The organism is Singulisphaera rosea, assembly GCF_054877945.1.
Genome location: NZ_JBTYIP020000001.1, coordinates 18,054 through 44,803, shown reverse-complemented (window position 1 = coordinate 44,803; position 26,750 = coordinate 18,054). Strand labels below are relative to the sequence as shown.

Below are 26,750 nucleotides of genomic sequence, written 5' to 3'. Positions count from 1 at the left end.
GTGTCTCTAATGCCTTCCCCCTACAAGAGACGCAGGCACTCGATCGTCCGCAACCTCTGGGTTTATCGACGCCTGGTCGCCCTCGCGATGGTCCTTGGCCTGATGCTCTGGTTCATCTGGGCGAACAATGCGCCCGTGACCGTGGCGTTCCCGTTCGGGCTCGGCAGCCTGTCCAGCTCGCTCGGCCTGGTCATCCTCTCGAGTGCGCTGGTCGGCTCGGTCGCCACGGCGCTGACGATGACACTGGTGTACTCGCTCAAGCGCAGGCGAGATCACGCCGCCCCCTGGGCGGAGGAACGTCCGACGGAATTGGCCGAGGACCGGCCTCCGACCGACTACGCCTCGAAGACAACCGAAGGGTTTTCGGACTCTCGATGGTCGTGAAGGCTCTTCTGGCCGATCTAAGAGAGAAGACGCGCGTTCTTCCGGGCCGGTTGGGCGCGAACGCCGCGACCACTGGCTCGTCGGACCCCCCGAGCTTCGTCGGCAACGTCCCGCGAGGTTTGGTTCGATCCAAAGCCCGAACTCCGTCCCCAAGCGACGCCGAAGACGGCCAGGTTTCGATATGCTGAGCGGCGCCACAAAGCGATTCGGCCTCATCCTGGCCGCCACGTGCCTCCTGGCCGGCTGCTCGGGGACGGATTCCGTCCTCACCAGGAGGACGACGGTCGGGGCCTTGAAGTCGAGCGTCAGCCATCTCGAGCAGGAGAATCAAAAGCTCCGCACTCAGATGGCGACCCTCGAGTCCGAGAATCGAGAAATCGAGGACCGACTGGTCCTCGAAGAAGACGATAACGGCATGCTCAAGGCTCGACTCGACGACGCTCGGCACGCGTTGAGCCAGAACGGCGGTTCTCTCGGCGAGGAAGGGACCTCGACCGCGAATCGTGACGATGGTTGGGGGAATTCCGATTCACCCAAGGCACTCCCGGCCGCCCGGTCGACCCGGAAGCGACGCCCGTCGCCCTTCACGAAGATCCCCGCCCCAACCGCCGAAGGCGATGACGACGCTTCGAACCCGGACGACCTGCTCAACCTTCCCAGGACCCACCGCAGGGACGACCTCGGGTCCCAGGGGATGCGAGACGACGACAAGTGGCTCCCGGTCGCACAAGGGACGAGCGAATCCAGCTCCGCCAAGAAGGTCCGCTGAGCGGCTCACGCGTCGGCCCGAGTTGTGAGTGTGGGCGTCGAGTGTTACGATCGTTGCGGGAGATGGCAGGCTCGAGGATCAAGCGCAACGATCATGATTGTCATTATTGACTACGGGATGGGGAATCTCCGGAGCGTCCAGAAGGCGCTCGAGGCGGTCGGGACCAAGGCAGAGATCACGTCCGACCCGGACCGGGTCCGACACGCCGATAAGGCCATCCTACCGGGGGTCGGGGCCTTCGCCGACGCGGCCGCGGAGCTGCGGAAGACGGGCCTGGGCGAGGCCTTTCGCGAGGTAGTCCACGCCGGCAAGCCCTGTTTGGGTGTCTGCCTGGGCCTCCAACTCCTGTTTGATTGGAGTGAGGAAGACGGCACACATGAAGGGCTTGGCCTGATCCCGGGCCGGGTCGTCCGGTTCAAGCCGGCCCCTGGCTTGAAGATCCCCCACATGGGCTGGAACACGCTTCAGATCCGCCGACCGGCGCCGATCTTGGCGGGGATCGATCCCGAGCCTTCGGTCTACTTCGTCCACTCCTATCACGCCGTCGCCAATCATCCCGAGGACGTCGCCGCGGAGTCCGACCACTCCGGACTGTTCCCCGCGCTCGTCTGGCGCGACAACCTGATGGCCTGCCAGTTCCACCCCGAGAAGAGCCAGCGTGTCGGGCTGGCGATGTATTCCAACTTCGCCGCGCTTTGACCGCGATCGTCCCCTTTTCCGGATTCGGACAAGGTGCTTGCGACGGGTTTGGGGCGCGGCTACAGTACATTTGCGGTAGGGCCGCGGAAGATTTGGTGAAGCCATGCAAGTGATCCCGGCCATTGACCTCAGGGGGGGTTGCTGCGTGCGCCTTCGCCAGGGGGATTATGCCCAGGAGACGGTCTTCGGCGACGATCCTGCGGCCATGGCCGCACGCTGGGAGGAGGAGGGGGCCACCCGAATCCACCTGGTCGACCTCGACGGCGCGAAGATCGGGCGGCCCGTCAACGTCGACGCGGTCCGAGCGATCCTCGGCCGAGTCCACGTCCCGTGTCAATTGGGGGGCGGAGTCCGCGACGAGGCGACGATCAAAACCTGGCTCGACGCGGGGATTGAACGTGTCATCGTCGGGACCCAGGCCTTGAAAGACCCGGACTGGTTCCGGGCCATGAGCCGAGCTTACCCGCAAAGGTTGGTGCTCGGGCTCGACGCGAAAGATGGCCGGGTTGCCACCGCCGGCTGGCTGGACGTCTCTTCGGTCGAGGCCGTGGACCTGGCCGAACAATTCGATGACCTGCCCCTCGGGGGCGTCGTGTATACCGACATCGCGTGCGACGGCATGCTCGAGGGGCCGAACCTGGCCACCACCGAGGCGCTCGCCGTACGCCTCAAGACCCCCGTGATCGCATCGGGGGGCGTCGGTACGTTAGAGGATCTGGCGCACCTGGCGGCCTTGCCCGTCGTGGCCTGCATCGTCGGGCGCGCCCTTTATGACGGTCGTTTCCGGCTACGCGAAGCCCGGGAACGGGCCGGCGACCATTCTCCGACACCCTAGGCGGGCCTCGTCGGGTTCGTCTCCTTTCCTTTCCGGGTGTTCGGGTCGTCGGCCCCAAGGCGAATGACTCAGACCCACACCCACGGGAGACGAGACGCCATGACCACGACCTATCACCTCACGGACATCCGCAACATTGCCCTGGCTGGACATGGGGCGTCGGGCAAGACCAGCCTTGCCGACGCCCTTCTTTATTCCTCGGGGGCCATCGACCGTCGCGGCTCGGTCGATGACGGGACCAGCATCTCCGACGTCGAAGACGAGGAGAAGCGTCGCCACTTCACGATCGATTCCCACCTCCTGCACCTCGAGTGGCACGACAAACAGATCCATCTCATCGATACGCCGGGATATCCCGACTTCATCGGCAATGCCCTCAGCAGCCTCGCCGCGGTCGAGAACGTCGTCCTGGCCGTCGCCGCCGCTTCCGGCATCGAGGTCAACACCAGGCGCATCTTCCACGAGGCGACCCGGCTGAAGCTCGGTCGGATCATCGGCCTGACGAAGATGGACGCGGACAACGTCGACTTCCTCGCGGCCCTCGAACGCCTGCGCGAAGGCTTCGGGCACCAATGCGTCCCGTTTTTCGTCCCGGTCGGGCAAGGAACGTCGCTCACGGGGATCATCGACGTCCTCGACCCACCCGCCGACATCCCTGACGGCTGCCCGATGCATCCGGCCGAAGCCTATCAGATGGTCGTCGAGCAGATCGTCGAGACCGATGAAGACCTGATGAACCGTTACCTCGAAGGCGAGACGCTCCCGATCGAGGAGCTCCGGACCGCCGCCTGCCACGCGATCGCCCGAGGCGAACTCGTGCCCGTCGTCTGCATCTCGGCCCGCAAGGACATCGGGCTCCGGGAACTCCTCGACCTGCTCGCGGATTGCAGCCTGAACCCGACGGACGTCCACCGATTGGCCGCCCGCGACGACGTCGAGGACGCCGAAGTCGAGCTCGAACCCCACGAGGACGGCGAGCTCGTCGCGCAAGTCTTCAAGACGAGCAACGACCTCTTCATGGGCAAGCTCAGCTTCCTCCGCATCCACTCCGGCCGGATTTCCCACGACACGACCCTGGTCAATCTCCGGACGGGCAAGACCGGCAAGCCGGGCCATCTCTACCGGCTCCAGGGCAAGACGCAGGAGGAAGTCAAGGAGGCGATCGCCGGCGACATCATCGCCATCGCCAAATTCGACGACCTGCACATTTCCGACACCGTCACCGGCGCGGGCAATGGGCACGCCACCCACATGGTCATGAAGCCGATCAAGTTTCCTACGCCGATGGTGCCTCGGGCGGTCGAGCCCAAGACCCGAGAGGATGAGCCGAGGATCTCGGTCGGCCTCACCAAGATCGCCGACGAAGACCCGACTTTCCAGTTCCGCCGCGACTCGCAGACGCACGAGCTGGTCATCTCGGGGATGAGCGAGCTCCACCTCGACGTCATCCAACATCGCTTGAAGAACCGTTACAAGCTCGACATCAACACGCATGTCCCCCACGTTCCCTACCTCGAGACGATCTCCGGCGAGTCCGAGGCCCATCACCGGCACAAGAAGCAGACCGGGGGCCGTGGTCAATTCGCCGACGTGCAACTTCGCGTCCGGCCCCGGGCTCGTGGCGACGGTTTCCACTTCATCGACGCGGTGAAGGGAGGGGTAATCCCCAGCCAGTACATCCCGGCCGTGGAGAAAGGGGTCCGCGAGCAGCTGGAGAAGGGGGTGGTGTCGGGCAATCCGGTCGTGGACGTCGAGGTCGAGGTCTTCTTCGGCTCCTCGCACGCGGTCGATAGCTCGGAGCAAGCCTTCAAGACGGCGTCCGCAACGGCGTTCCGCAAGGCGTTCGTCGCCGCCCGGCCGAGCTTGCTCGAACCGATCGTCTCGCTCGAGGTCATCGTCCCCATCGACAAGTTCGGCGACATCTCCGCCGACCTGTCGACGCGACGAGGGCACATCACGGGCATGGAGTCGCAGGCCGGCGGCCTCCAGTCGATCCAGGCGACCGTCCCGCTCAGCGAAGTGCTCCGGTATGCCACCGACCTGAAGAGCATGACCGGGGGCCGGGGCTCGTTCACGATGGAGTTCAAGTCCTACGAACCCGTCCCTCCGAACGTCCAACAGAACCTCGTCGATCGCTGGACCAAGTCGCGAGCCGGGATTGAGGAAGACTGAGAACCCTTTCGACCGCTTTGATCGACCGGGTTTGAATGAGGATCGGGCCGGGGGCTCAACAGGATCCCTCGGCCCGTTCGCGTCGGCCGGACGGGAAGTCGGGAGGCCCGCAGCCCGCCGAGCAGCCACCCGAATTGCGGCTCAATAGAAGCCGCCGAAGTATCCAACGCCCATCCCGTAGCCGTAAGAAGGCCGTGCGTAGTTGTCGATGTGACGCATGATCGAGTTTTCGCGCTGGATGCCGATCTGCTGGGCTTGCATTTGTTCCTGTCGCGTCGGAACTCCCCCGTCGCCGAAGGTCGCGACGCGGACGGCATCGTGCTCGTTGGAGTTGTCGATCTGCATCTGATTGCCCGCGGGATAATATTCGGCGAAGCGTCCGACCCCGCCCGGGTTCCTCCATCCGGCCGAACGATCGCCGTGGTAGTAGGCGGGATAGGGATAGGGATAATGATGGACGATGCTCTGACGCCGGGTCTTTGACTGCGCCCGCTTGACCGGTGCGGCTGCGGGGCGATTCGGAGCCGATGCCGGCTGAACGGCCGGGGCGGATGTCGGCGGGGGCGGTGGTGACGCCGGCGGCGTTTGCGCGAGCGCAAGGGTGAGCGTCGAGGCCGAGAGGACTGCGGCGAATACGACCTGGCGGTGTCGTTTCATGAGAGTACCTCGAGTGCTGGGTCGTGTCCCCTTCGACCAGGCCGAAGCAGCCTCGTCGAACGAGTCCACAATGAAATCCTAAAGCACCCGCGTGACTTGACCTAGCCTCGAGCCTCGGGTGCGTCGGATTTATGGCCTTGGAATCGTCGTGGAAGATCCTGAGTCCCGACCTTCAGCCGAAGTCGTGCAACAGTCGGGCCGTGGACGGGGGGACTTCGGTCGGAGGCCCGGGGCGAGTCCCCTGCGCCCCCCTGCAAGTCGGCCCGGAATCAATCCGGATCGTACGAGAGGTTCGGGGCGAGCCAGCGCTCGACCTCCGCGATCGGCATCCGCTTCCTCGCCGCGTAGTTTTCGACCTGGTCGCGGGTGATCATGTCGACGGCGAAATAGCGGGCTTGCGGGTGTCCGAAGTAGAGCCCGCTGACCGCGGCGCCGGGGTACATGGCGTAGGAGTCGGTGAGGCGGATCCCGGTCGCCGCCTCGATGTCGAGGATTTCCCAGAGCACCTTTTTTTCGGTGTGGTCGGGCGAGGTCGGGTAGCCCGAGGCGGGCCGGATTCCGCGATACTTCTCGTCGATCAGCTCTTCCTTCGAAAGGCGTTCGTCACGCCCGTAGCCCCAGTCGCGCCGGGCACGCTCGTGGAGGTGCTCGGCGAAGGCCTCGGCGAGCCGGTCGGCCAGGGCCTTGACGGTGATCGAGTTGTAGTCGTCGTCGTCGCTTTCGAAGGCCTCGACGAGCGCTTCGATGCCGATGCCCGTCGTCACCGCGAAGGCCCCCAAATAGTCGGGGATGCCCGACGATTTGGGCGCGATGTAGTCGGCCAGGCTGCGGAACGAGGTCTGTCCCTCGCGCTCCCACTGTTGCCGGAGCATCGGGAGTCGGCAACGCTCGGTCGTCCGCGACTCGTCCTCGTAGAGGACGATGTCATCGCCATCGGAGTTGGCCGGGAAGAAGCCATAGATCGCGTTGGCCGTAAGTTGCTTCTGCTGGATGATCAGTTTCAGCAACTTGCTGGCGTTGTCGAAGAGTTTCTTGGCCTCGGTCCCGACGATCGGGTCGTCGAAGATGGCGGGGTACTTCCCCTTGAGTTCCCAGGACATGAAGAACGGCGACCAATCGATGTAATCGACGAGCTCGCCGAGCGGATAGTTGCAAAGGACGCGAGGACCGAGGAACGAAGGCGTCGAGACCGGCGACTCGGCCCAGTTGATGGTGAAACGACGGGCGAGGGCATCGGCGTAGCTGACGAGCTTGCGCTGGCGCCGTCGCGAAAAGCTCTCGCGATCGCTCTCCTGGGCTTCGCGGTTCTCGCGATCGAACTGCTCACGCAGTTCGGGGCGATTCAACCGATCGACGACGCCGACGCAACGCGAGGCGTCCTTGACGTGGATGACGCTCCCGTGATAGCTCGGGGCGATCTTGACCGCGGTGTGCTTGGGGCTCGTCGTGGCGCCGCCGATCAGCAGCGGGACCTCGAAGCCTTCGCGCTCCATCTCCTTGGCGACGTGGACCATCTCATCAAGTGAGGGGGTGATCAGGCCCGACAGCCCGATCATGTCCACCGACTCCTCGCGAGCCCTTTGGAGGATCGTCGCACAGGGGACCATGACGCCGAGGTCGATGATCTCGTAGTCGTTGCAGCCGAGGACGACGCCGACGATGTTCTTGCCGATGTCGTGGACGTCTCCCTTGACCGTGGCCATGAGGACCTTGCCACGGGCCTTCCTCACGCCACCCCCCTTGGACTTCTCCTCCTCCATGAAGGGCATGAGGTAGTTGACCGCCTTCTTCATCACCCGCGCGCTCTTCACGACCTGGGGCAGGAACATCTTGCCCGCCCCGAACAGGTCGCCGACGACGTTCATGCCGTCCATGAGCGGCCCTTCGATGATCGAGAGCGGGCGCGGGTAGGACTGGCGGGCTTCCTCGACGTCGGCCTCGACATAGTCGGCCGTGCCGGTGACGAGGGCATGCTTGAGGCGTTCCTCGACCGGCCCCTGCCGCCAGGAGACGTCCGGTCCCGTATCCTTCTTGCCCTTCTTCTTGACCGTCTCGGCGAACTCGGTCAGACGGTCGGAAGCGTCCGGGCGGCGGTTGAGCAGGACGTCCTCGACGCGCTCGAGGAGGTCCTTGGGGATCTCGTCATACACGGCGAGTTGGCCCGCGTTGACGATCCCCATGCTGAGCCCGGCGCGGATCGCATGGTAGAGGAAAGCCGCGTTCATGGCTTCGCGGACGGTGTCATTGCCGCGGTAGGAGAAGGAGACGTTGCTGACGCCGCCACTCGTCTTCGCCTCGGGGAACATCACCTTGAGACGTCGGACCGCCTCGATGAACTCCACCGCGTAGTTGTTGTGTTCCTCGAGCCCCGTGCCGACGGTGAGGATGTTCGTGTCGAAGATGATGTCGCACGGTTGGAAGCCGGCGGTCTCGGTGAGGAGCTTGAAGCTGCGAGCACAGATCTCGACCTTGTGATCGGCGGTGACCGCCTGACCGTGCTCGTCGAACGCCATCACGACCGCGGCGGCCCCATACCGCTTGACGAGTTTCGCGCGTCGGAGGAATTCCTCCTCGCCCTCCTTGAGGCTGATCGAGTTGACGATGGACTTCCCGGCGACGCACTTGAGCCCAGCCTCGATGACATCCCAGTTGGAGCTGTCGATCATGATCGGCAACTTGGCGATGTCGGGCTCCGAGGCGATGAGATTCAAGAACCGGGTCATCGCCTTCGGCCCGTCGATCAGGCCTTCGTCCATGTTCACGTCGATGATGTTCGCCCCGCCCTCGACCTGGTCGCGAGCCACGGCGAGCGCCTCGTCGTAACGATCTTCGCGGATCAGGCGGGCGAACTTCTTCGAGCCGGTGATGTTGGTCCGCTCGCCGACCATGATGAAGTTCGTTTCCGGCGTCAGCGTGAGCGACTCGAGGCCGCTGTAGCTGCTATGGGTCGATCGCTTGGGGCGCTGTCGGGGGGGATACTTGCTGACAGTCTCCGAGATCAGGCGGATGACCTCGGGGTTCGAGCCGCAGCACCCGCCGATGATGTTGAGCCAGCCGTTGGCGGCGAACTCGCCGATGGTGGCGGCCATGTTCTCGGGCGTGTCGGTGAAGCCGCCGAAGCCGTCCGGCAATCCAAGGTTGGGGTGGGAATTGATGAAACTATGCGATTGATTTGAAAGCGTCTCGATGAAAGGCCTCATCTGCTTCGCGCCCAGCGCGCAATTGAGGCCCACGCTGAGCATGTCGAATTGCGAGACCGACTCCCAGAACGCTTCCGTCGTCTGGCCGATCAAGGTCCGGCCGCTGATGTCGGTGATCGTGCCCGAGATCATCACGGGCAGCTTTCGCCCGAGCTTCTCGAAGACCTGGTCGATCGCGAACAGGCAGGCCTTGAGGTTCAAGGTGTCGAACGACGTTTCGGGGAAGATGATGTCGACCCCGCCGGCGATCAACCCCTCGACCTGGGTGCTGTACGCCGAGACCAACTCGTCGAAGCTGATGGAGCGGTAGCCGGGGTCGTTGATTTTCGGTGAGATCGACGCGGTCTTATCGGTCGGGCCGATGCTGCCCGCGACGAACCGGGGCTTGTTCGGCGTCTTCTCGGTCATCTCGTCCGCGACTCGCCGTGCGAGCTGGCCGGCGGCACGGTTCAGCTCGAAGGCATAGTCTTCCAGCCCCCAACCGGCGAGCTGTACGGCATTCGCCACGAACGAGTTGGTCTCGATGATGTCGGCGCCCGCCTCGAGATACGCGCGATGGACCTCCTCGATCACATGCGGTTGTGTGATCGTCAACAAGTCGTAGCACTGGAGAACTTCCTTCGGATGGTCGCGGAATTGCTCGCCGCGGAAATCCTCCTCCTTGAACTTGTGGCGCATCAGCATGGAGCCCATGGCACCGTCCAGGACCATGATCCGCTCGGAGAGGATCTGTTCGAGACGAGATCGCGTGTCGGTCGCGGTGGTCGTGGTCATCAGAGAACCCCGGGAAAAGGCCTGGACGCAGGCGAGGAGGGAATAGCGTACGTTGATGCGTCGGGGAGGAGCCAAGCGGGCGTTGGGCGAAGCCTCGGGTCGGGTCGACTCCGGGGCTTCGCATCACAAGCGTTGAGAGTGTTACACGATAGGGCTTTCACCGATCGATCTCAGCACCACTGAGATCTCAACATGAGCGCGAAAAGATCGCTCCGCGCGGGTCGCGAGACCTGGCGGAACGTAATTATCTTGCGGGTCGGGAGGAACTGTCAAGGCGGACACGATCTCGCCTGCGCGTGGGGGATGGCCGACGCGGGCTGGGCGGTCCGCATCAAGGTGAAAAGACGGCCGTGACCGCGGCGAAGATCGCCGCGAGGATCGCCATGTAGGACCAGAGGAGGGTCTGGATCGCGGGGTTCGGGCCTCGGAATCGTCGCACTCGCCCCGATTCCTGCCTGGCGATGACCCGTTCGCACGCGTGTCGCCGCCAGCGCAACAGGTTCCCGGTCGACCCGCAATCGAGGCAGTGGTACTGGAACAGGAGGCCGATTCCGATCAGCCCGAGTAAAAACATGATCAGGATCGGGAGGTCCTTGCTCGAATAGGCGAAGTGGATCCCCATGACCCACACGATCAAGGCCAGGAACGCAAGGAACGGGTTCGCGACCAACCGCTGGTGCGCGGCGAGTTGGGATTCGAGGACGACCCGGGGTGGCCGTCTCGGCACGTCGAACTCCGGGTCGTGGATCACGCCCTCGACGACTGGTCTTCGACGGGGCCCAATTCGAATCGACCGCATCGACGGGATCCCGAAGTCTTGCCCGGGTTCGGAATGAGACGACTCCGCTTTCATTCTAATCAGGGACGCATGATTTCACCATCCCGTTGCCCGGCCCGTCGGGTGTGAGTGCGGCCCCTCCGGGCTAGCCTGGTGCCGAGGTGATCGTCGCATGTGTGTGAGCTTGTGCTGCGAGCATGGATGACGTTTGGCAAGGGCTTTACAAAACCGCCCGAGGTGAGGACAATGGTGGTTTGGCCATCGACCGTTTGGGACAGGCAGTGGGGGTCACGACGTTGTATGAAGAAGCGATCCGCAAGGCGGACGTCCTGATCGAGGCTCTCGGCTACATTCGCAAGTTCCACGGCCGATTCACGGTGATCAAGCTCGGGGGCTCCGTCATGGAGAATCCCGAGTCGCTCCGTGCCCTCCTGGTCGACATCGTCTTCATGCAAACCGTGGGGATGCGCCCCGTGGTCGTGCACGGCGGCGGGAAGGCGATCACCTTCGCGATGGAGAAGGCGGGCCTCGAGGCCCGCTTCGTGCAGGGGAGGCGGTACACCGACGACGCGACGCTCGACATCGTCGCGCGGGTGCTCGCCGAGGAGATCAACGCCGACATCGTCCGACATATCACCAAATATGGCGGTCGCGCGGCCGGTCTCCACCACAAGACGACGCAATGCCTCTTCGGGCACCGCCTGACCTTGCCGGACGGGGCGGGGAACGAGATCGACCTGGGGCGCGTCGGCGAAGTCGACGAGGTCGACGTCCCGCCGATCGAGAACCTTTGCCTTGCGGGCGTCGTGCCCGTACTCCCCTCGCTCGCCGAGGCGGAGGACGGTCGCCTCCTGAACGTCAACGCGGACACCGCGGCGGCCGCGGTCGCCGAGGCGCTCAAGGCCGAGAAACTGGTCTTCCTAACCGACACACCGGGCATCCTCCGCGACCGGAATGAACCTCGGAGTCTGATCCCGAGTCTGTCACCCGACGAGTGCCACGCCCTGATCAGGGAAGGGGTCATCGACAAGGGGATGATCCCCAAGGTCGAGGCCTGCCTCGAGAGCCTGGCGCAAGGGGTGGGAAAGACGCACATCATCGACGGCAGGCTCCGCCACTCGCTCCTGCTCGAGATGTATACCGAGACCGGCATCGGGACCGAAATCGGGCTGAAGGACCTGGATAAACGGTCCAAGGCTCGGAATTCGGACCTCGCCAGGCATTGACGGTCCCCGGCCCGGCCCTGTCGCGGGTGCGGGCCTCGTCTCGACGTGATCGCCGTGTCCCCGAATCACCCTTCGCCGGCCCGCCGGCCATGATGGGAGCTCCTGCCTTGGCGCCAGTCGCGAATCAGAGTTCCGCGGAGACGATTGCCCAGTTCGGCCAGTACGTAATCCCCAATTATCGACGCTATCCGGTCTGCCTGGTCAGGGGCGAGGGCTCGTGGATTTGGGACGCGGAGGGGAACCGTTACCTCGACTTCTTCCCCGGCTGGGGATGCAACCTGCTCGGTCATTGCCCGCCCAAGATCGTCGAGGCGGTGCGCGAGCAGGTGGGCCGGTTGATCCATGTGCCGAACACCTGGTACATCGAGGCCCAGGGGGCGTTCGCCGAGGCCCTCTCGACCCGTTCTTTCGGCGGCCAGTGCTTCTTCTGTAACAGCGGTGCCGAGGCGAACGAGGCCGCCATCAAGCTCGCCCGGGCCTACGGTCATCCCTCGGGTCGATTCAAGATCGTCTCGATGGAGCACGGGTTCCACGGTCGGACCTACGCCGCGCTGACGGCGACCGCCCAGCCGAAGTACCACGAGGGCCTCGGACCCATGCTCCCGGGGTTCTCGTACGTACCGTACAACGACCTGGACGCGGTCAAGGCCGTCCTCGACGACCAGACCGCTGCCGTGATCGTCGAGCCGATCCAGGGCGAAGGGGGCGTGAATGTCCCGTCGCCCGGTTACCTCGCCGGCCTTCGCGAAGCCTGTGATGAGCGCGGGGTCCTTTTGATCCTCGACGAAGTCCAGACGGGCCTGGGGCGGACCGGCAAGTGGTTCGCCTATCAGCACTCGGACATCACTCCCGACATCCTGACCTGCGCCAAGGCCCTGGCTGGGGGCGTCGCCGCGGGGGTCATGATGGCTCGGCCCGAGGTGGCGGCGGCCCTCAAGCCCGGGTTGCACGCCAGCACCTTCGGGGGGAATCCCATCGCCTGTCGTGCGGGGCTCGCCGCGATCGAAACGATCGAGGAGGAAGACCTCCTCGAGAGAGGGACGGCCATCGGGGAACGGTTCCGAGGCCACTTCGAAGCCCTCAAGAAGGAACGTCCCGAGTTGGTCCGCGACATCCGGATCGCTGGCGTGATGATCGGCCTTGAGCTTTCCTTCGACGCGTCATCGGTCGTCGCCGAGTGCCTCGAACGTCGGCTCCTGATCAACGCGACCCACGGAAACGTCGTGCGACTCCTGCCGGCACTGAACCTCGGCGATGACCAGATCGACGAGGGGTGTGCCGTCCTGGTCGATGTGCTTCGTCGGCAGCCGTCCTGACCGCCACAGTGGAGGCTGCCCCCATGACTCGCCACCTGATCGATCTCTTCGACATCTCGGCCAACGAAGCCCGCGACCTTCTCGACCATGCGATCGAGCTGAAGCGTCGCGATGCGCAAGGAGAGCGTCCGCCGTATTTGTCGGGCAGGACGCTCGGCCTGATCTTCGAGAAGCCCTCACTCCGGACTCGCGTGAGCTTCGAGGCCGCGATCGCGCAGCTCGGCGGTAGCTCCATCTTCATGCACGGCAAAGACGTCGGCATGGGGGTTCGCGAGAGTATCGCCGACTTCGCCCGGGTCATCAGCCAGTACGTCGATGCCCTGGCGGTCCGGACCTTCGCGCACGCGACCGTCGAGGAACTCGCCAGGCACGCCACGATCCCGATCGTCAACGCCCTCTCCGACGCGGCCCACCCCTGCCAGGCCCTGGCCGATGTGCTGACGATCCAGGAGACCCTCGGGCGGCTCGACGGCATCAAGCTCGTCTTCGTGGGCGACGGCAACAACGTGGCCAGGTCGCTGGCCCTGGCCTCGGCGCTGCTCGGCCTCGAGTTCGTGCTGGCGTCGCCCGTCGGTTACGAGTTCCCGGCCGACTTCCGCGCCAAGTTCGAGTCGACCTTCCCGCGTCATTCGCTCGTGGTCGAGCACGACCCCCGACGCGCCCTGGTCGGTGCCAACGTCATTTACACCGACGTCTGGGCGAGCATGGGCCAGGAGCACGAGGCCGAGCTCAGGGCCGCGGCGTTCGCTCCGTTCCAGGTCAACGAAGAACTGCTCAACTCGGCACGCCCCGACTCGATCTTCCTCCACTGCCTCCCCGCCCGCCGAGGCGAGGAGGTCACGTCGGAGGTCCTCGACGGATCTCGTAGCGTGGTCATCCCCCAGGCCGCCAATCGGCTCCATCTCCAGAAGGCCCTCCTGATCTGGCAACTGACCGAGAGATGGCCCGAGGGCTTCGCCCCCAAACCTTAGGCTGCTTCGACCGGGGGTAAGTGAGTCCTTGTCGAGACCCGGTCCTTTCTTAAGAACCGGGTTCCGACGCGGTCGACGCTGCCGACTCCGCCTGGGACGTCGTCGTTTATTCCGTCAGTAATCCGGTCTTCACGAAAAGGCCGGGTTTCGGGATCGGCTTCGAGCCTGTATCCGAAGATCTGGCACCGATTCTTGGGTGTTGGGTTTCGGACGTGAACATCCCTATAAACAAAGCGCACCGGGAGCCTACGATGAGCCGACACGACGGTCGACGTCCCGACGAATTGCGACCGGTGAAGATCGATCGCGGGTTTGCGAGGAACAGCCCGGGGAGCGTCCTCTACCGTTCCGGCGGGACGACCGTGCTGGTCACGGCGCAGATTTCGGACAAGGTCCCGCCTTTCCTCGAGGGCAAAGGGATCGGCTGGTTGACGGCCGAATACGCGATGCTGCCGGGGAGCACGCCGACCCGGAAGTCGCGAGGGCCCGACGGCCGTTCGACCGAGATCCAGCGATTGATCGGCCGGAGCCTGCGCGCGGTGATCGACACGAAGGCGCTCGGCCCCTGGACGGTCCACGTCGACGCCGACGTGATCGAGGCCGACGGCGGCACGAGGACCGCCGCCATCACCGGCGCGTTCATCGCCGTCGTCGACGGCCTCTGCGCCAGGCTCGGCGAGGCGGCCCGTTCCGTCTTGCGCGACAGCATCGCGGCCGTCAGCACGGGGATCGTCGATGGGGAGCCGGTCCTCGACCTCGACTACCGCGAGGATTCCTCGGCCGACGTCGACTTCAACGTCGTCCGGCTCGGTCGCGGCGGGTTCGTCGAGCTCCAGGGAACCGGCGAAGGGGGGACCTTCTCGCGAGGTCAACTCGAGGCCCTCACGACGCTCGGCGAGTTCGGGATCGATCGACTGACACGGCTCCAGCGCGAAGCCCTCGGCGAGGACTGGCCGTTCGCGACGTGAGTGGAAACACTCAAGTCTCCGAAAGAATGGGCCGTAATCGATCTGGCCCCTCTTTGGGAGTTCTGCTAGAGTCCGGCCCTCACGTCGCCGACACGACAACGCGCTTCCACAACCTCGCGACCGTTCCGGTACCAATAGGCCCGAGGCGGGACACGGAGGACCCAAGGACGGGTACCCCTCCTGCCTGCACATTCGCGAACCCGACAGGATGGGGGATCGCCCATGAAAGCGCCGATCGTCGCCCTGGCCCTGGCCAGCTCGTTGACCGCGTGGACCGTCTTCGCCCAGTCTCCCGTCTCGCGCAACGCGGCGAGACGCGGGGCGCCCGCCGCCGCTCGGGTGGATAAGAACGTCGTCCCGGCCGCGACCTCGACCGCGCCCACGACGCCGGACCCTCGCGGGCCGATGCTCGTCGACCACGACCCGCTCGAGCCCTATCTCCTCACCAAGGAAGCCGGCCCGTTCATGGTCATGGCTCGCCCGTTCCGCGGCCCCGGCTCCGAGCAGCAGGCCCTCGCGCTCGTCCTCGAGTTGAGGAGGGATTACAACCTCCCCGCCTACATCCTCCGCCTGAAGGACTTCCCGCGCAACAGCAATATCTGGGGAGTTCCGCCGACCGCCGAGCGTGCCGCGGCCCGTTCACGCCTGACCCCGCCGGAGAAATTCCGGTCCACCGACGAGGCGGTCGTCCTCGTCGGCAACGAGAAGACTTTGAAGGGCTCGGAAGTCCTCCTGCACAAGGTCAAGAAGATCAAGCCGAAGTGCCTTGAGAACATGAAAGAGAGTCACAGTTGGGGCGAGGCGCTCGGGCGGACGTTCGTTCGCGAGGGTCTCAAGCAGGCGATCCGGACGACGAACCCCTTCGTCCCGGTCCAGGACATCTTCCCGGGTAAGCAGGATCCGCTGATCGCGCAAATGAATCAGGGACCTCGGAGTATCTTCAACTGCCCGGGTCGCTACTCGCTCCAGATCGCGGAGTTCACCGGCCGGTCGAAGATTTTCAGTGGCTCCGCCGCGCTGAACATCGACATGAACCAGTCGCTCGGCGGCAGCCAGGCCCTGGGTCGTAGCCCCCTGGCCACCGCCGCCGAGGACGCGGAGCGACTCGCCTCCAAGATCTCGAAAGATCCGATGGTGAAGACCACGGGCCAACAAGCTTACGTCTACCACGACCGGACCTCGAGCAAGGTGCTCATCGGGTCGTTCAACTCGCCGACCGACCCGAATGCCGCCGCGCTTCGCGACAACCTGCTCCGGCAGGCGAGCGCCCTGTCGAGCCCGGAAAAGACTGGTATGGTGATTGTCCCGGCAACCCAACTGACAGACCTCGGCTCCATCAAGCCGAACTGAGTCGGAGGGGTATCGCCTGTTGGCGAAAGGGCCGCCCCGGCACTCTTGACCGGGACGGCCTCTTCCATTGGTATGGCACGACTTGACCCCAAAACCCGGCTGAATGGACCATGAACGAGGCAACGGACCCCATCCGCGTCGTCCTCGGGACGAGGAATCGAAAGAAGGGGTTGGAGATCGCCCAACTCCTCAACCCGAGCTGGGAACCCAACCCGAGGTTAGGGCGACTGGTCCTGGTCTCCCTGGCCGAATACCCCGACTTCCCCGACGTTGTCGAAGACGCCGAGACCTTCTCGGGGAATGCACGCAAGAAGGCAAGCGAGACCGCCAAGACCCTCGGCCTTTGGGCCCTTGCCGACGACTCGGGGCTCGCCGTCGATGCCCTGGGAGGCGCCCCCGGCGTCTATTCGGCCCGTTACGCAGGCGTGCACGGGGACGACGAGGCGAACAACCGCAAGCTCCTCGAAGCCCTCGCCGACGTCCCCGACGAACGCCGAGGGGCGGCCTTCATCTGCACCCTCGCGCTCGCCGACCCCTCGGGGGAGGTCCGACTCGAGGCCGAAGGGGCCTGCCGAGGGCGGATCGCCCGGGTCGGCCGGGGGCCGAACGGGTTCGGCTACGACCCACTCTTCGACATCCCCGAATATCACAAGAGCTTCGGGGAGTTGAGCCCCGTGGTGAAAAGCCAGTTGAGCCACCGAGCCCGCGCCTTCTCCGTCTTCCGCGCGGGGCTGGAACGGCTGATCGTCCAGGGGGCGATGGGCTGATTCGAAACGGAAGGACGCCTTCCGGAAGGGTTCCGGAAGGCGTCCAAGCGATCTAGGGCCCGGGGAGGTGTCGAGCCTCGGCTCAATGCCTCGCGAAGCGGCCGAAGAGCGGGTGCTTGCGGTCGCAAGGATCGCAGGCCGGGAGGGTCGTCGTGGGGATCTCGGTCTGGGCCGAAGCCACCACGCTCTGTGCCGAGGGGAGCACGGCGGGGGGGCAGTGGACGGTGACCGGGACCTGGACGCAGACTTCGACCGGAACTTGCCGGCAGATCGTCCGCGGGACGCAGACGTTGCGAGTCTCGGTCACTTGCCGCTTGACGGTCACGGGGCAGTGGACCGTCGTGGTGACCGGGACCTGCTTGCAGACCGTATAGGGCTCCTGTCGGACGCACTGCACGGTCTGGGTCTCGCAGATCGTCTGCGGGACGTACTTGACGCACTCCTCAGTCACCGTCTCGCAGATCGTCTGCGGGACCCGCTTGACGCAGGTCTCGGAGACCAAGCGGCAGGTGGTGACGGGGACCTGGCAGGTCCGCGTCTCGGTCACGAGCCGGCAGGTCGTGACGGGCACCTGTTTCACGTGCTGGGTCGTGACCATCCGGCAGGTCGTGACCGGGACCTGCTTGACGCGGGTCTCGCTGACCATCCGGGTGATGGTGCACGGAACCTGCTTCGTGCAGGGGACCTGGATCATCCGGGTGATGGTGTAGGGGACCTGCTTGACGCAAGTCTCGGGCACCATCTGGGTGACCTGGTAGGCCTCCTGTCGGCACAGGGTCTTGCTGCACATCTTGGTCACGGTGACCGGAACACGCCGCATGCAGGTCCGGGGGACCTGGGTGCAGTAAGTGTAGGGGACCGTGCGGTAGCACGTTTCGCTGACCATCCGGCAGGTGGTCACGGGGACTTGCCTGACGCACTCGCTGGCGACCATCTCGCAGATCGTCCGGGGGACCTGCTTGACGCACGTCTCATTGACGATGCGGCAGGTGGTCACCGGGACCGTCTTCACGCATTCCTGCGCGACCATCTGGCAGGTCGTCACGGGGATCTGCTTGGTGACGGTGTACGGCACCTGCTTGCAGACCGTGTACGGGACCTGCTTGACGACCTGCTGGGGCGTGTAGACCGTGCACGAGACGTTCTCGACGACAGTCCGGGGGCACCAGACCCGCTTGCAGACGTAGGTCGGCGGGCACTGATACCAGCAACCGTCGCGGCAGACCATCTTGCCGGGGACTTCGATCTGCTGGGTCACCCACTCGCCGCACTCGCGGGTCACCTGCTGGACCTGGGTCGTCGGCACGCAGACCGTCTCGCAGACCTCGCGGACCGCGGTCTCGCTGACCGTGCGGTAGCAGGTCTCGTTGACCGTCTGGTACGTGGTCGTCTGGACCGGGCGGCACACGGTGTAGCGCTGTTCCTGCATCACCGTCTCGCGGACGGGACGGCTGACCGTGTACGTGCAGTTCTCCATGACGGTCCGGCGCACCGGAGTCTGGACGGTGTAGCGCTGCTCCTGCATCACCGTCTCGCGGATCGGGCGATTGACGGTATAAGCCTCTTGCTTATAAGCACACTGCTGGACCGAGACCATCGTCGTGTACGGCTGGCATTCCATCACCGTGCACTGGACCGGCACCTGCACCGTGTAGGGGACCGAGCGGTAGCAGGTCTTCTGCACCGGGCGGCACACCGTATAGGTGCAGTTCTTGTAGGCGGTCTCCTGGACCGGCCGGCAGACCGTGTAGTTCACGGTCTTCATGAAGGTCTCTTGCACGGGCCGGCAGACCGTGTAGTAGCACTGCTTGTACGAGACCTCGCGGACCGGCGTGCATACGTTGTAGACGCAGGACTTGAGGGTGGTCTCTCGCACGGGCCGGCTGACGGTATAGAAACGGTTCTCGATATGGGTCTCGCGAACCGGTCGATTCACCGTGTAGGTGCAATCCTTCCAGATCGTCCTGGAAACGGGCCGTTGTACGGTGTAGCGGCATTCCCGCTGCACGGTACGATACACGGGCCGTTGCACCGTATAGGGGACGTCGCGGACGTGTTGCTCCGTGTAGCTCTGCAGGGTGGTGACGGTCCTGGGCTGCATCACCGTTTCGCAGATATCACGGACGCACGCGACTTGCTGTGACTCGTAGACCGTCTCCTGGACGCTCCGGAGGACGGTCTGCCGTTGGAGTTGATATTCTACGTGCCCCCCACACTCCTGGGGCACCGGGCAACATCGAGTTGAGGCACCACCAGCATAGCTGGCCGCCTCCGCCGGGTGCTCGGTCGCCCATGCCCCCAAGAACAGGGTCACGAGAGAGACCGACAGAAGTTTCCACATCGTCAGACGCTCCTCAACAACACTCCCGACCTATCATCGCTGATTCACGGGTGACGGGCCGTCGAGCTCCGCTCAATCAACCACGTTCCGCCAACTCACCCTTAACCTTCGGCCAACCGGCCTCGGGGGCTTCAACGACTTCTCCAAATTTCCTAGCAAACCAAGTTTGCCAAAACGCAAGGTTTACCCAGGTGTTACGTAGCTTCCTTAGAGGCCCCTTAATACCAGGAAATCCGCCAAGGAGACCGGAATTAGGCGATCGGGAAGAACCGAGAGAGTTTCGCCAACCGGCACCAACTCCCAGCGAACCTTCCGAGGGCCTATGGCCTCTCCTCCGCGTGGGGTACGCTATCGGGGCGGTGCGCCGGACGAGCGGTCCGGGCCCTGGGCCTCGGGAGAGTTGGCGATGAGCGTCATGGATCGGTTTCGCCTGGACGGCAAGGTGGCGCTGGTGACGGGCGGGACCCGTGGCCTGGGCCGGGCGATCGTCGACGCCCTGGCGTCCGCGGGTGCTTCGGTCGCGCTCACGGCGCGGGACCCGTCTCGGGCGACCGAGGTCGCGGGGCAGGTCTCCGATGCGACCAGCCAACGGGCGCTCGGCCTCACCGGTGACGTGACGAAGGATGTGGACGTCCGCGCGATGGTCGCGAAGGTCCTCGAGTCGTTCGGCCGGCTCGACATCCTCGTCAACAACGCCGGGATCAACATCCGAGGCCCGATCGAGCAACTCTCGGAGGCGGACTGGGACGAGGTGATCGACACCAACCTGAAAGGCCCCTGGCTCTGCTGTCGGGCCGTGGCCGAGCCGATGAAGCGGCAGAAGTGGGGGCGTGTGATCAACCTCTCGAGCATGCTCGGAGAGATCGCACTGCCGGGCCGCACTCCTTATGCGTCGAGCAAGGGAGGGCTGACCTTGATGACCAAGACCCTGGCCCTGGAGTGGGCCGGCGACGGTATCAATGTGAACGCCCTCTGCCCCGGGCCGTTCGCGACCGAGATCAACACGGCGCTCCTGACCGACGCAACCGTCAAGGCGGCCATGCAGTCGAAGGTGCCGTTGGGGCGTTGGGGAGAGCCCGAGGAACTCGGGCCCGCCGCGGTGTTCCTCGCCTCGGAGGCCTCGAGCTTTATGACGGGCGCCACATTGTTCATTGACGGCGGTTACACCGCCCAGTGAGGGAAAGCCTCGAGGCCCGTTGCCGCGGGCCTCGGGACGTGAAGGGTTTCGAGTCGACGGTTCTGAGTTCGCGAGAGGACGGTCGGATCATGGGGTCGCACATGGGTTGGGAGCTTCCTTCGGGATTTCAGGCGGCGTCGGTGAAGGCGGGTATCAAGCCTTCGGGGGGCCTGGACCTAGCCTTGCTCGTCTCGGATCGCCCCTGCGCCGGGGCCGGGACCTTCACCACCAACCGCGTCTGCGCGGCCCCCGTGCGTTGGGACCGCAGGCTCCTGCCGTCTTCGGCGATCCGGGCGATCGTGATCAACGCCGGCAATGCCAACGCCGCGACCGGCGCCCAGGGCGAGGAGAATGCCCGAGCGACCGCCGAGCACGCCGCCAAGGGGCTGGGTTGTAATTTGGAACAGGTCCTCGTCGCCTCCACGGGTGTGATCGGCCACCAACTCCCGATGGACCGACTCCGTGCCGGACTGACCCAAGCCCTCGAAGGACTCTCCCCGTCGGCCGAGAGCTTCGACTCGGCGTCACGGGCGATCCTGACGACGGATACCCGTCCTAAGGTCGTCTCGGCCCGTCGTGGACTGGGTGGAGCCGAAGTCACCCTCTTCGGGATGGCCAAGGGGGCCGCGATGATCGGCCCGAAGATGGCCACGATGCTCGGGTTCTTCCTGACCGACGCGAATGTGGCCCCTGATGACCTCCAGAAGATCCTCTCTCAGGCGGTCGAGGAGTCGTTCAACTGCATCTCCGTCGAGGGACACACCAGCACCAATGACACGGTCCTGCTTCTGGCCAACGGCGCCTCGTCCGGGGGGCCCACGCCGCTGAAGGGCAAGGATCTCGACGCATTCGGCGAGCTGGTATATCAGCAATGTCAATCGCTGGCGCGGATGATCCCCGAGGATGGGGAAGGGGCCACGCACCTGATCACTATCGACATCGAAGGGGCACGCGATCGCGAGGAGGCGCGCACGCTCGCCCGGGCTGTCGCCGATAGTCCGCTCGTCAAGACGGCGATCCACGGGGCCGACCCGAACTGGGGTCGGATCGTCTCCGCTGCCGGTTACTCCGGGGTCGACTTCGAGGAATCCCAGGTCTCGCTCTGGCTCAACGGGACCTTGCTGTATCTCGACGGCGTGCCCCAGCGGTTCGACGCGCCCGCGGTTTCAGCCCAACTCCGGGCCGAGCGAGAGACGTCGATCCGACTGGTGTTCAGCCGAGGCGAGGCGAAAATCCGGTTCTGGACCTGCGACCTCACGGCGGAATACATCCACTTGAATGCCGACTATACGACGTGATTTCAAGTCGTTCGAAACCCGGTTTTTTCTTCAAAACCGGGTTTATGATGGAGTTGGCCGGGCGATTCCGGGAGGGGTCGACGTCGACTGTGTCAGAATCCCGGTTTTGAAGAAAAAACCGGGTTTCGGGAGCGGTGCTCAAGCTTCGGCCTTCTTGATCGACGCGGCCAATGGGCGGAGGACGGCGAGCATCGTGTTGAGGTGGGCGAGCCTGGGCCCGAAGCGATCGACGAAGTCGGTGAGGGCGTAGTCGCCATCGATCAGGTTCTCGTGATTCTCGGAGACGTAGGTCGCGAGCTCGCCCATGAGAGCGGCGTGGACCTTCTCGAGATTCCCGAGCGACTCTCGGCAGTGTTCGAGGACGGGCTCGTGGCCGGTTTGCCAGCGTTCGAGCTCGGCGATTTGACGGATGCGTTGGTCTCGGCTCACCTGAGCCGCTTCCCGGGCGAGTTCGAGTTGCTGCTTCTGATTTTCGAGGATCTGCCGTTGGATCTCGAGCGACTGGTTCTGGAGATTCACCAGGAAGTGGAGCAGGGCGATGGGGTCGTTGTAGTTGGGGGCGGGCTGAGAGGAGCCCTGGCCCGTCGGCGAGACTTCCATGCGGTACGTCCAAGGCGGCGACGATGGGTTTTCGCGTGACGACACCCCGACCTCCTTCGCATTCATCGCTCGGCGAGTGTGGCCGGGGCCCGCCTCTCGATGGATCCGTCCCGGCCCGATCCAGCCAACTAGGAAGTATACAAGAGGAATCTTCTCAGGGACAGGCCAAGCGGCGCGGGAGTTGCCGTATTGTGAAGGCTCTGTTCGATGTTCGACGAGCCCGACCGATCGTCGGACCCGTCGATGGAAACAGCGATGAGGCTCGAACGTCAGGCGCTGAGGTGATAAAACGCGTCGGCGAGCACGTCGACGATATCGCCGGCGATCATTCCGATCTCCCCGTTCTGGTCCCGGGCGATGTCCCCGGCGAGGCCGTGGATATAGACGCCGAGTTGGGCGGCCTCGAACGGAGGGAGCTTCTGGGCGATCAAGGCCGCGATCACCCCCGTCAGCACGTCGCCCGAGCCACCCGTCGCCATGCCGGGGTTGCCGGTCATGTTCTCATAGACCCTCGTCCCGTCGGTGACGACGGTCTTCGCCCCCTTCAGGACGACGACGAGGTGATCCGCCTCCTGCGCCAAGGCGATGGCGTGTCGCTCGCGGTCCGCCTGGATCTCGGCGATGCTCCGACCGGTGAGTCGGGCGAACTCGCCGGGGTGGGGCGTGATGACAACCGGATGCCTGAGGCCCGAGAGCGCATCGGTTTGTCCCGCCAGGGCGTTTAGCGCATCGGCGTCGAGGATCGCCGGGATCTTGACCGACTCGGTGACCCAACGGATGAGCTTGCGAATGTCGTCCGATTGGCCAAGGCCCGGTCCGATCGCCAGGACGCTCGAGGTCTCGAGGAATCGTTCGAGTCGGGCACGCGCCGGTTCGAATCGGATCAACCCCTCCCCGTCGCATTCGAGGGGGTAGGTCATGTAGGAGGGCTCGAAGCTGGCGACCGTCGGTTGGACCTCGGCGGCCGTGGCAATTCGGACGAGACCCGCCCCCGACCGCAAGGCCGAAGCTCCGCTGAGGGCCGCGGCGCCCGCCATGCCCCGACTCCCTGCCACGACGAGCACGGTGCCGAACAGGCCCTTGTGGCTGTCCGGTTGCCGTTTCGGGAGGGTCGGCAGGGTCGTGATCCGTTCAAGCGACATTAACTGGCTCTCCAGACGAGGCCGCGTCGGCCGCCCCCGCGAGTCGAGCCTGCCCGGCCCTCCGCGCGATCAGGCCGGCCACGTGGCCTCCCTTGAATCCTGCGTCAATATTGACGACGACGACATTAGATGAACAACTGTTGAGCATCCCAAGGAGGGCGGCGAGCCCGCCGAAGGCCGCGCCGTAGCCGATGCTCGTCGGGACGGCGATGACCGGGCAGTCGACCAGGCCCCCGACGACACTGGGCAGCGCCCCTTCCATCCCCGCGACGACCACGACGACATCGGCCCCGCCGAGGGCGTCGAGTTTGGTCAGGATCCGGTGCAGCCCGGCGACGCCGACGTCGGCCAAAACCCGGACGTCGCAGTTCCACGACTCGGCGGTGACCCTCGCCTCTTCGGCGACGGGAAGGTCGCTCGTCCCTGCCGTCACGATTACCACCCGCCCGAGCGCCGGGCCGGGGTCGGCCGGGCCCTTGATGCGGAACGTCCGGCCCAGGACGTTGTGTTCGCCCTGGGGATAGACTCGTTTCAGGTGCTCGGCCGTGGCCTCCTCGACGCGAGTGACGAGGCCCCCTTGGTCGTGCTTGAGCAAGACGGCGAGGATGTCTTCGATCTGCTTCGCGGTCTTCCCTTGCCCGAAGATGACTTCGGGGAAACCGCACCGGACACCCCGATGGAGGTCGACCGTGGCGAAACCGCCGGTGTCTTCGAACGGGGCCGTCCGGATCTTGTGCGTGGCCTCGGTCGGGGAGACCCGGCCGTGGCGGACCGCCTCGAGCAACTGTCTGAGCGACTCCGAATCCATGTGACTGTCTCGACTCTCGGTGCCTCGGCTTCGCGGAGGGCGGCCCAACTCAACGAAACCTTTGTAACCCAGCGACCGTCATACCGCAATCAGTTCGGACTTTCGCGCGTGTCTGTTGGCGTGCTATCGTGGTTCCTAACGACGACCTTTCTGTGCCGTGCGTCACCGGCCGTTTTCCCCTCGGACGAGCCCCTACGACGATCGCGTCCCCGATGCGGAGGGAACTGAGCGATGTTTGCCGAGTCGCCGAAGGCCGCTCGGGCGATCACCCTGATCGCCAAACCCGCCAACCCTCCGAAGGTCGCTCCCCCGCTCCCTCTCGTCACCACCTCACCGGATGTTGAGGACGGGGCCCCCAAACCCTTCCTCACGAAAGAGGACGTCAAGGGCTGGAGCTCCTCGCTCGTCATCCACGCCGTCGTCCTACTAATCCTCGCCTTCTGGTACTTCTCCCCCAAGGCGGATACGCCCAGGCCGATCAGCTCGAGGCTCATGGGAGCGGAGATGGGGGTCGACGAGGGCCTGACGGAGACGGGGGGGCTGAATACCGAACTGACGATCGAACCGGCCCCGGTCCCGACCGCCCCGGATCCTCTGCCAGCCGTCATCAAGCCGCTCGAGCTCCCGAAGCCCGAACCCAAGGTCGTCGCCAAGTCGGTAGGCTCGGACAAGCCGTCTGCCGATGGCGGCCTCGACACCATCAACCCCGGCGCCGGGAATGGCGACGGCTTCGGTCTCGCTCGGTTCGGCGATGGGGGCGAAACGATCCGAGGCGTCGAGGTGAAGGTCGGCGACCCCCAGTTCACGCTCCTCTGGGACAACGACGCCGACCTCGACCTTCACGTGATCGAACCGGGAGGCAAGGAGATCTTCTGGGAAGACCCGAAGGGCAAGGCCGGGCTCGGCGGTGAACTCGACGTCGACAATACCAAGGGATTCGGCCCCGAGAATATCTACTGGCTCCACGACGACGGCCCCGATGGCGGGAAAATCAAAGGGGCAGGGCCACCCGGCGAATACAAGTGGTTCGTCGTGTACTGGGGAGGCTTCGGAGGGATCCCGAAACCGACGAAGTGGAAAGTCCGGATCAAGCACAACGGCAAAGTCACGGTGGTGAACGGTAAGTTTCGCGCACTCAACGAGCGGAGCAAGATTTACACGCTCAACGTCAAGCCAACCGAGCCCGCCGTCGTACCTTCTTTGTCTCGATGAATTCATTCACGCGCAAACACGAAGGCGTCGGTGAACCGCCAGGTATCACCGACGCCTTCGTGTTCAACCACTGGAAAATCTTCTAGGGATAAGCATCGGCCCGAACTTCGATTGACTTGACCTAAATCTCGGGCCGAGATTGAGGAATGACGCCCCGGCGTCTCGATTTGATCCACGGGCGACTTCGACGGCCCGTCGTACCTCATCGATCGAACCTGTTGTCGAGCCGACGTCACCTCAACGTGCATGCTCGAGGACGACGATCCGAGACGCTGACGACAGGGTTCCGGGGACGACTTCCAGAGTCGGGCCTCCAGGACGATCGACGGGGATCTCCTCGAACAGATCGAGGAATCGCTCGAGGGGCTGAATGTTGAGATTAATTCTCGGTGTCTTGTAATGCATCGGGAGAATCAGCTTGGGACCGATGGCGTCGAGCAAGGGGGGCATCTCGGGAAAGTCGAGGGTCGGCGGACCTCCGGCCGGGATCATCAAGACGTCGGCACCTCGCAACCGCTCGACCTCACCTTCACCTAGTGCATGACCCAGATCACCGAGGAACACGACGTGCAAGCCTTCCGCGTGGAAGTGGACGATCGTCACCTCGTCCTCGGGTTTCCGCTCGGGCGTTTCGTAGACGCGAATCGTCTCGAATCGGATCCCGCAGGCGAACTCTCCCTCCTGACCGACTTCCAGGGCTTTCAGCACCCGGAAGGGGGGAGTGATCTGTCCGAGATGGCTGTGGTATCGGTCGTTCTCGTGGCTGACCACGACGAGGTCGGCCCCTTCATTGATCGGTAAATATCCTCCCGAGTCGGGCGACCGATACGGGTCGAGGATGATCCTTCGCTCCTCCGCTTCGATCAGAAACGCGGCATGCCCATACCAGGTAATTCGCATCATCTCTCCCGGCGAAACCTGCGTTCAACGTCTTCATAAGGCAGTCCTCCATCATACCCGTTCGAGGCGAACCCTCGCGACGGCCCTCAATTCCTCGCCATCGAGACCGCAGGAGGGCCTAAAGGGATCCGAATGCTGTTAATTTGGGAGGAATCGCGTGGACAAGTTAGGCTTGTCTCTTGCGTGGAGTGAAAGCGGGACAATAGTATGGATTCCGCGAAGGTAGGGTGATGGGGTCGTTTGGGGGATTAGGTTGTCCGTGGGCCCAGCGGAGCCTTGGTCGAGGCGATGCCGCCGGATGAGCCCATGCGACGGGACCCGTGAAGGTCGGGCGCGGTCGTCGTCAGGACGACGGCGATGGCCTCGTTTCGGTCGATCTCCTGTGATTTTAATTCGGAGATGAACA

The 26,750-nt window shown here is 64.6% G+C and carries 22 protein-coding genes; 14 read left to right on the top strand and 8 right to left on the bottom strand.

Annotated features, from left to right (window positions below):
- Window positions 1-9 precede the first annotated feature (9 nt).
- The 5 genes from ACYOEI_RS00205 (at window position 10) to fusA (ending at window position 4,859) form a co-directional block, all read left to right on the top strand.
- Complete coding sequence (locus tag ACYOEI_RS00205; RefSeq protein WP_462847224.1) at window positions 10-384, top strand: lipopolysaccharide assembly protein LapA domain-containing protein; 375 nt, start codon at window positions 10-12, stop codon at window positions 382-384.
- A 181-nt stretch (window positions 385-565) separates the two neighbouring features.
- Entirely contained in the window at window positions 566-1,153 is a 588-nt protein-coding gene (locus tag ACYOEI_RS00200; RefSeq protein ID WP_462847223.1) for a hypothetical protein, read from the top strand.
- 93 nt (window positions 1,154-1,246) lie between these two features.
- Entirely contained in the window at window positions 1,247-1,852 is a 606-nt protein-coding gene (hisH, locus tag ACYOEI_RS00195) for an imidazole glycerol phosphate synthase subunit HisH (RefSeq protein WP_462847222.1), read from the top strand.
- A gap of 103 nt (window positions 1,853-1,955) precedes the next feature.
- Window positions 1,956-2,687: a 1-(5-phosphoribosyl)-5-[(5-phosphoribosylamino)methylideneamino]imidazole-4-carboxamide isomerase gene (gene hisA / locus ACYOEI_RS00190; RefSeq protein ID WP_462847221.1), complete on the top strand. Its 732-nt coding sequence runs from the start codon at window positions 1,956-1,958 to the stop codon at window positions 2,685-2,687.
- A 99-nt stretch (window positions 2,688-2,786) separates the two neighbouring features.
- On the top strand, window positions 2,787-4,859 hold the full coding sequence (fusA, locus tag ACYOEI_RS00185) for an elongation factor G (RefSeq protein WP_462847220.1): 2,073 nt from the start codon (window positions 2,787-2,789) through the stop codon (window positions 4,857-4,859).
- Window positions 4,860-5,000: 141 nt separating this feature from the next.
- On the opposite strand, the gene ACYOEI_RS00180 is transcribed toward fusA, so the two are convergent.
- The 3 genes from ACYOEI_RS00180 to ACYOEI_RS00170 form a co-directional block, all read right to left on the bottom strand.
- Window positions 5,001-5,516: a hypothetical protein gene (locus ACYOEI_RS00180; protein WP_462847219.1), complete on the bottom strand. Its 516-nt coding sequence runs from the start codon at window positions 5,514-5,516 to the stop codon at window positions 5,001-5,003.
- 269 nt (window positions 5,517-5,785) lie between these two features.
- Window positions 5,786-9,490, bottom strand: coding sequence for a methionine synthase (gene metH / locus ACYOEI_RS00175; protein WP_462847218.1), 3,705 nt, complete (start codon window positions 9,488-9,490; stop codon window positions 5,786-5,788).
- 331 nt (window positions 9,491-9,821) lie between these two features.
- Window positions 9,822-10,289 (bottom strand): hypothetical protein, encoded by a 468-nt coding sequence (locus ACYOEI_RS00170; RefSeq protein WP_462847217.1) that lies wholly within the window; start codon window positions 10,287-10,289, stop codon window positions 9,822-9,824.
- Window positions 10,290-10,522: 233 nt separating this feature from the next.
- Between ACYOEI_RS00170 and argB the strand changes: the two genes are divergently transcribed.
- The 6 genes from argB (at window position 10,523) to rdgB (ending at window position 16,866) form a co-directional block, all read left to right on the top strand.
- Window positions 10,523-11,494 (top strand): acetylglutamate kinase, encoded by a 972-nt coding sequence (gene argB / locus ACYOEI_RS00165; protein ID WP_462847216.1) that lies wholly within the window; start codon window positions 10,523-10,525, stop codon window positions 11,492-11,494.
- 107 nt (window positions 11,495-11,601) lie between these two features.
- On the top strand, window positions 11,602-12,810 hold the full coding sequence (locus ACYOEI_RS00160) for an aspartate aminotransferase family protein (RefSeq protein ID WP_462847215.1): 1,209 nt from the start codon (window positions 11,602-11,604) through the stop codon (window positions 12,808-12,810).
- Between the two features lie 23 nt (window positions 12,811-12,833).
- On the top strand, window positions 12,834-13,781 hold the full coding sequence (gene argF / locus ACYOEI_RS00155) for an ornithine carbamoyltransferase (RefSeq protein WP_462847214.1): 948 nt from the start codon (window positions 12,834-12,836) through the stop codon (window positions 13,779-13,781).
- Between the two features lie 251 nt (window positions 13,782-14,032).
- Entirely contained in the window at window positions 14,033-14,749 is a 717-nt protein-coding gene (gene rph, locus ACYOEI_RS00150; RefSeq protein WP_462847213.1) for a ribonuclease PH, read from the top strand.
- A 222-nt stretch (window positions 14,750-14,971) separates the two neighbouring features.
- On the top strand, window positions 14,972-16,099 hold the full coding sequence (locus ACYOEI_RS00145; RefSeq protein ID WP_462847212.1) for a hypothetical protein: 1,128 nt from the start codon (window positions 14,972-14,974) through the stop codon (window positions 16,097-16,099).
- Between the two features lie 110 nt (window positions 16,100-16,209).
- On the top strand, window positions 16,210-16,866 hold the full coding sequence (rdgB, locus tag ACYOEI_RS00140) for an RdgB/HAM1 family non-canonical purine NTP pyrophosphatase (RefSeq protein ID WP_462847211.1): 657 nt from the start codon (window positions 16,210-16,212) through the stop codon (window positions 16,864-16,866).
- 82 nt (window positions 16,867-16,948) lie between these two features.
- Here rdgB and ACYOEI_RS00135 read toward each other — a convergent pair whose 3' ends face one another.
- A complete protein-coding gene (locus ACYOEI_RS00135) occupies window positions 16,949-19,207 on the bottom strand; it encodes a hypothetical protein (RefSeq protein ID WP_462847210.1) in 2,259 nt (752 codons plus the stop codon).
- Between the two features lie 406 nt (window positions 19,208-19,613).
- Between ACYOEI_RS00135 and ACYOEI_RS00130 the strand changes: the two genes are divergently transcribed.
- The gene (locus ACYOEI_RS00130; RefSeq protein WP_462847209.1) at window positions 19,614-20,384 is read left to right on the top strand and encodes an SDR family NAD(P)-dependent oxidoreductase; all 771 of its coding nucleotides are present in this window, start codon (window positions 19,614-19,616) and stop codon (window positions 20,382-20,384) included.
- 89 nt (window positions 20,385-20,473) lie between these two features.
- Complete coding sequence (argJ, locus tag ACYOEI_RS00125) at window positions 20,474-21,682, top strand: bifunctional glutamate N-acetyltransferase/amino-acid acetyltransferase ArgJ (RefSeq protein ID WP_462847208.1); 1,209 nt, start codon at window positions 20,474-20,476, stop codon at window positions 21,680-21,682.
- A 138-nt stretch (window positions 21,683-21,820) separates the two neighbouring features.
- Here argJ and ACYOEI_RS00120 read toward each other — a convergent pair whose 3' ends face one another.
- From ACYOEI_RS00120 to larB, 3 genes are all read right to left on the bottom strand, one after another.
- Window positions 21,821-22,327, bottom strand: a complete 507-nt coding sequence (locus ACYOEI_RS00120; protein WP_462847207.1) for a hypothetical protein — start codon at window positions 22,325-22,327, stop codon at window positions 21,821-21,823.
- A 224-nt stretch (window positions 22,328-22,551) separates the two neighbouring features.
- Window positions 22,552-23,424 (bottom strand): NAD(P)H-hydrate dehydratase, encoded by an 873-nt coding sequence (locus tag ACYOEI_RS00115; protein WP_462847206.1) that lies wholly within the window; start codon window positions 23,422-23,424, stop codon window positions 22,552-22,554.
- On the bottom strand, window positions 23,414-24,232 hold the full coding sequence (gene larB / locus ACYOEI_RS00110) for a nickel pincer cofactor biosynthesis protein LarB (protein ID WP_462847205.1): 819 nt from the start codon (window positions 24,230-24,232) through the stop codon (window positions 23,414-23,416). The genes ACYOEI_RS00115 and larB overlap by 11 nt, the downstream gene beginning before the upstream one ends.
- Before the next feature lie 231 nt (window positions 24,233-24,463).
- On the opposite strand from larB, the gene ACYOEI_RS00105 reads away from it, so the two are divergent.
- Window positions 24,464-25,444: a YfaP family protein gene (locus ACYOEI_RS00105; RefSeq protein ID WP_462847204.1), complete on the top strand. Its 981-nt coding sequence runs from the start codon at window positions 24,464-24,466 to the stop codon at window positions 25,442-25,444.
- A 237-nt stretch (window positions 25,445-25,681) separates the two neighbouring features.
- Here the strand turns inward: ACYOEI_RS00105 and ACYOEI_RS00100 are convergent, their stop codons facing one another.
- Window positions 25,682-26,347: an MBL fold metallo-hydrolase gene (locus ACYOEI_RS00100; protein WP_462847203.1), complete on the bottom strand. Its 666-nt coding sequence runs from the start codon at window positions 26,345-26,347 to the stop codon at window positions 25,682-25,684.
- Window positions 26,348-26,750: the final 403 nt, after the last annotated feature.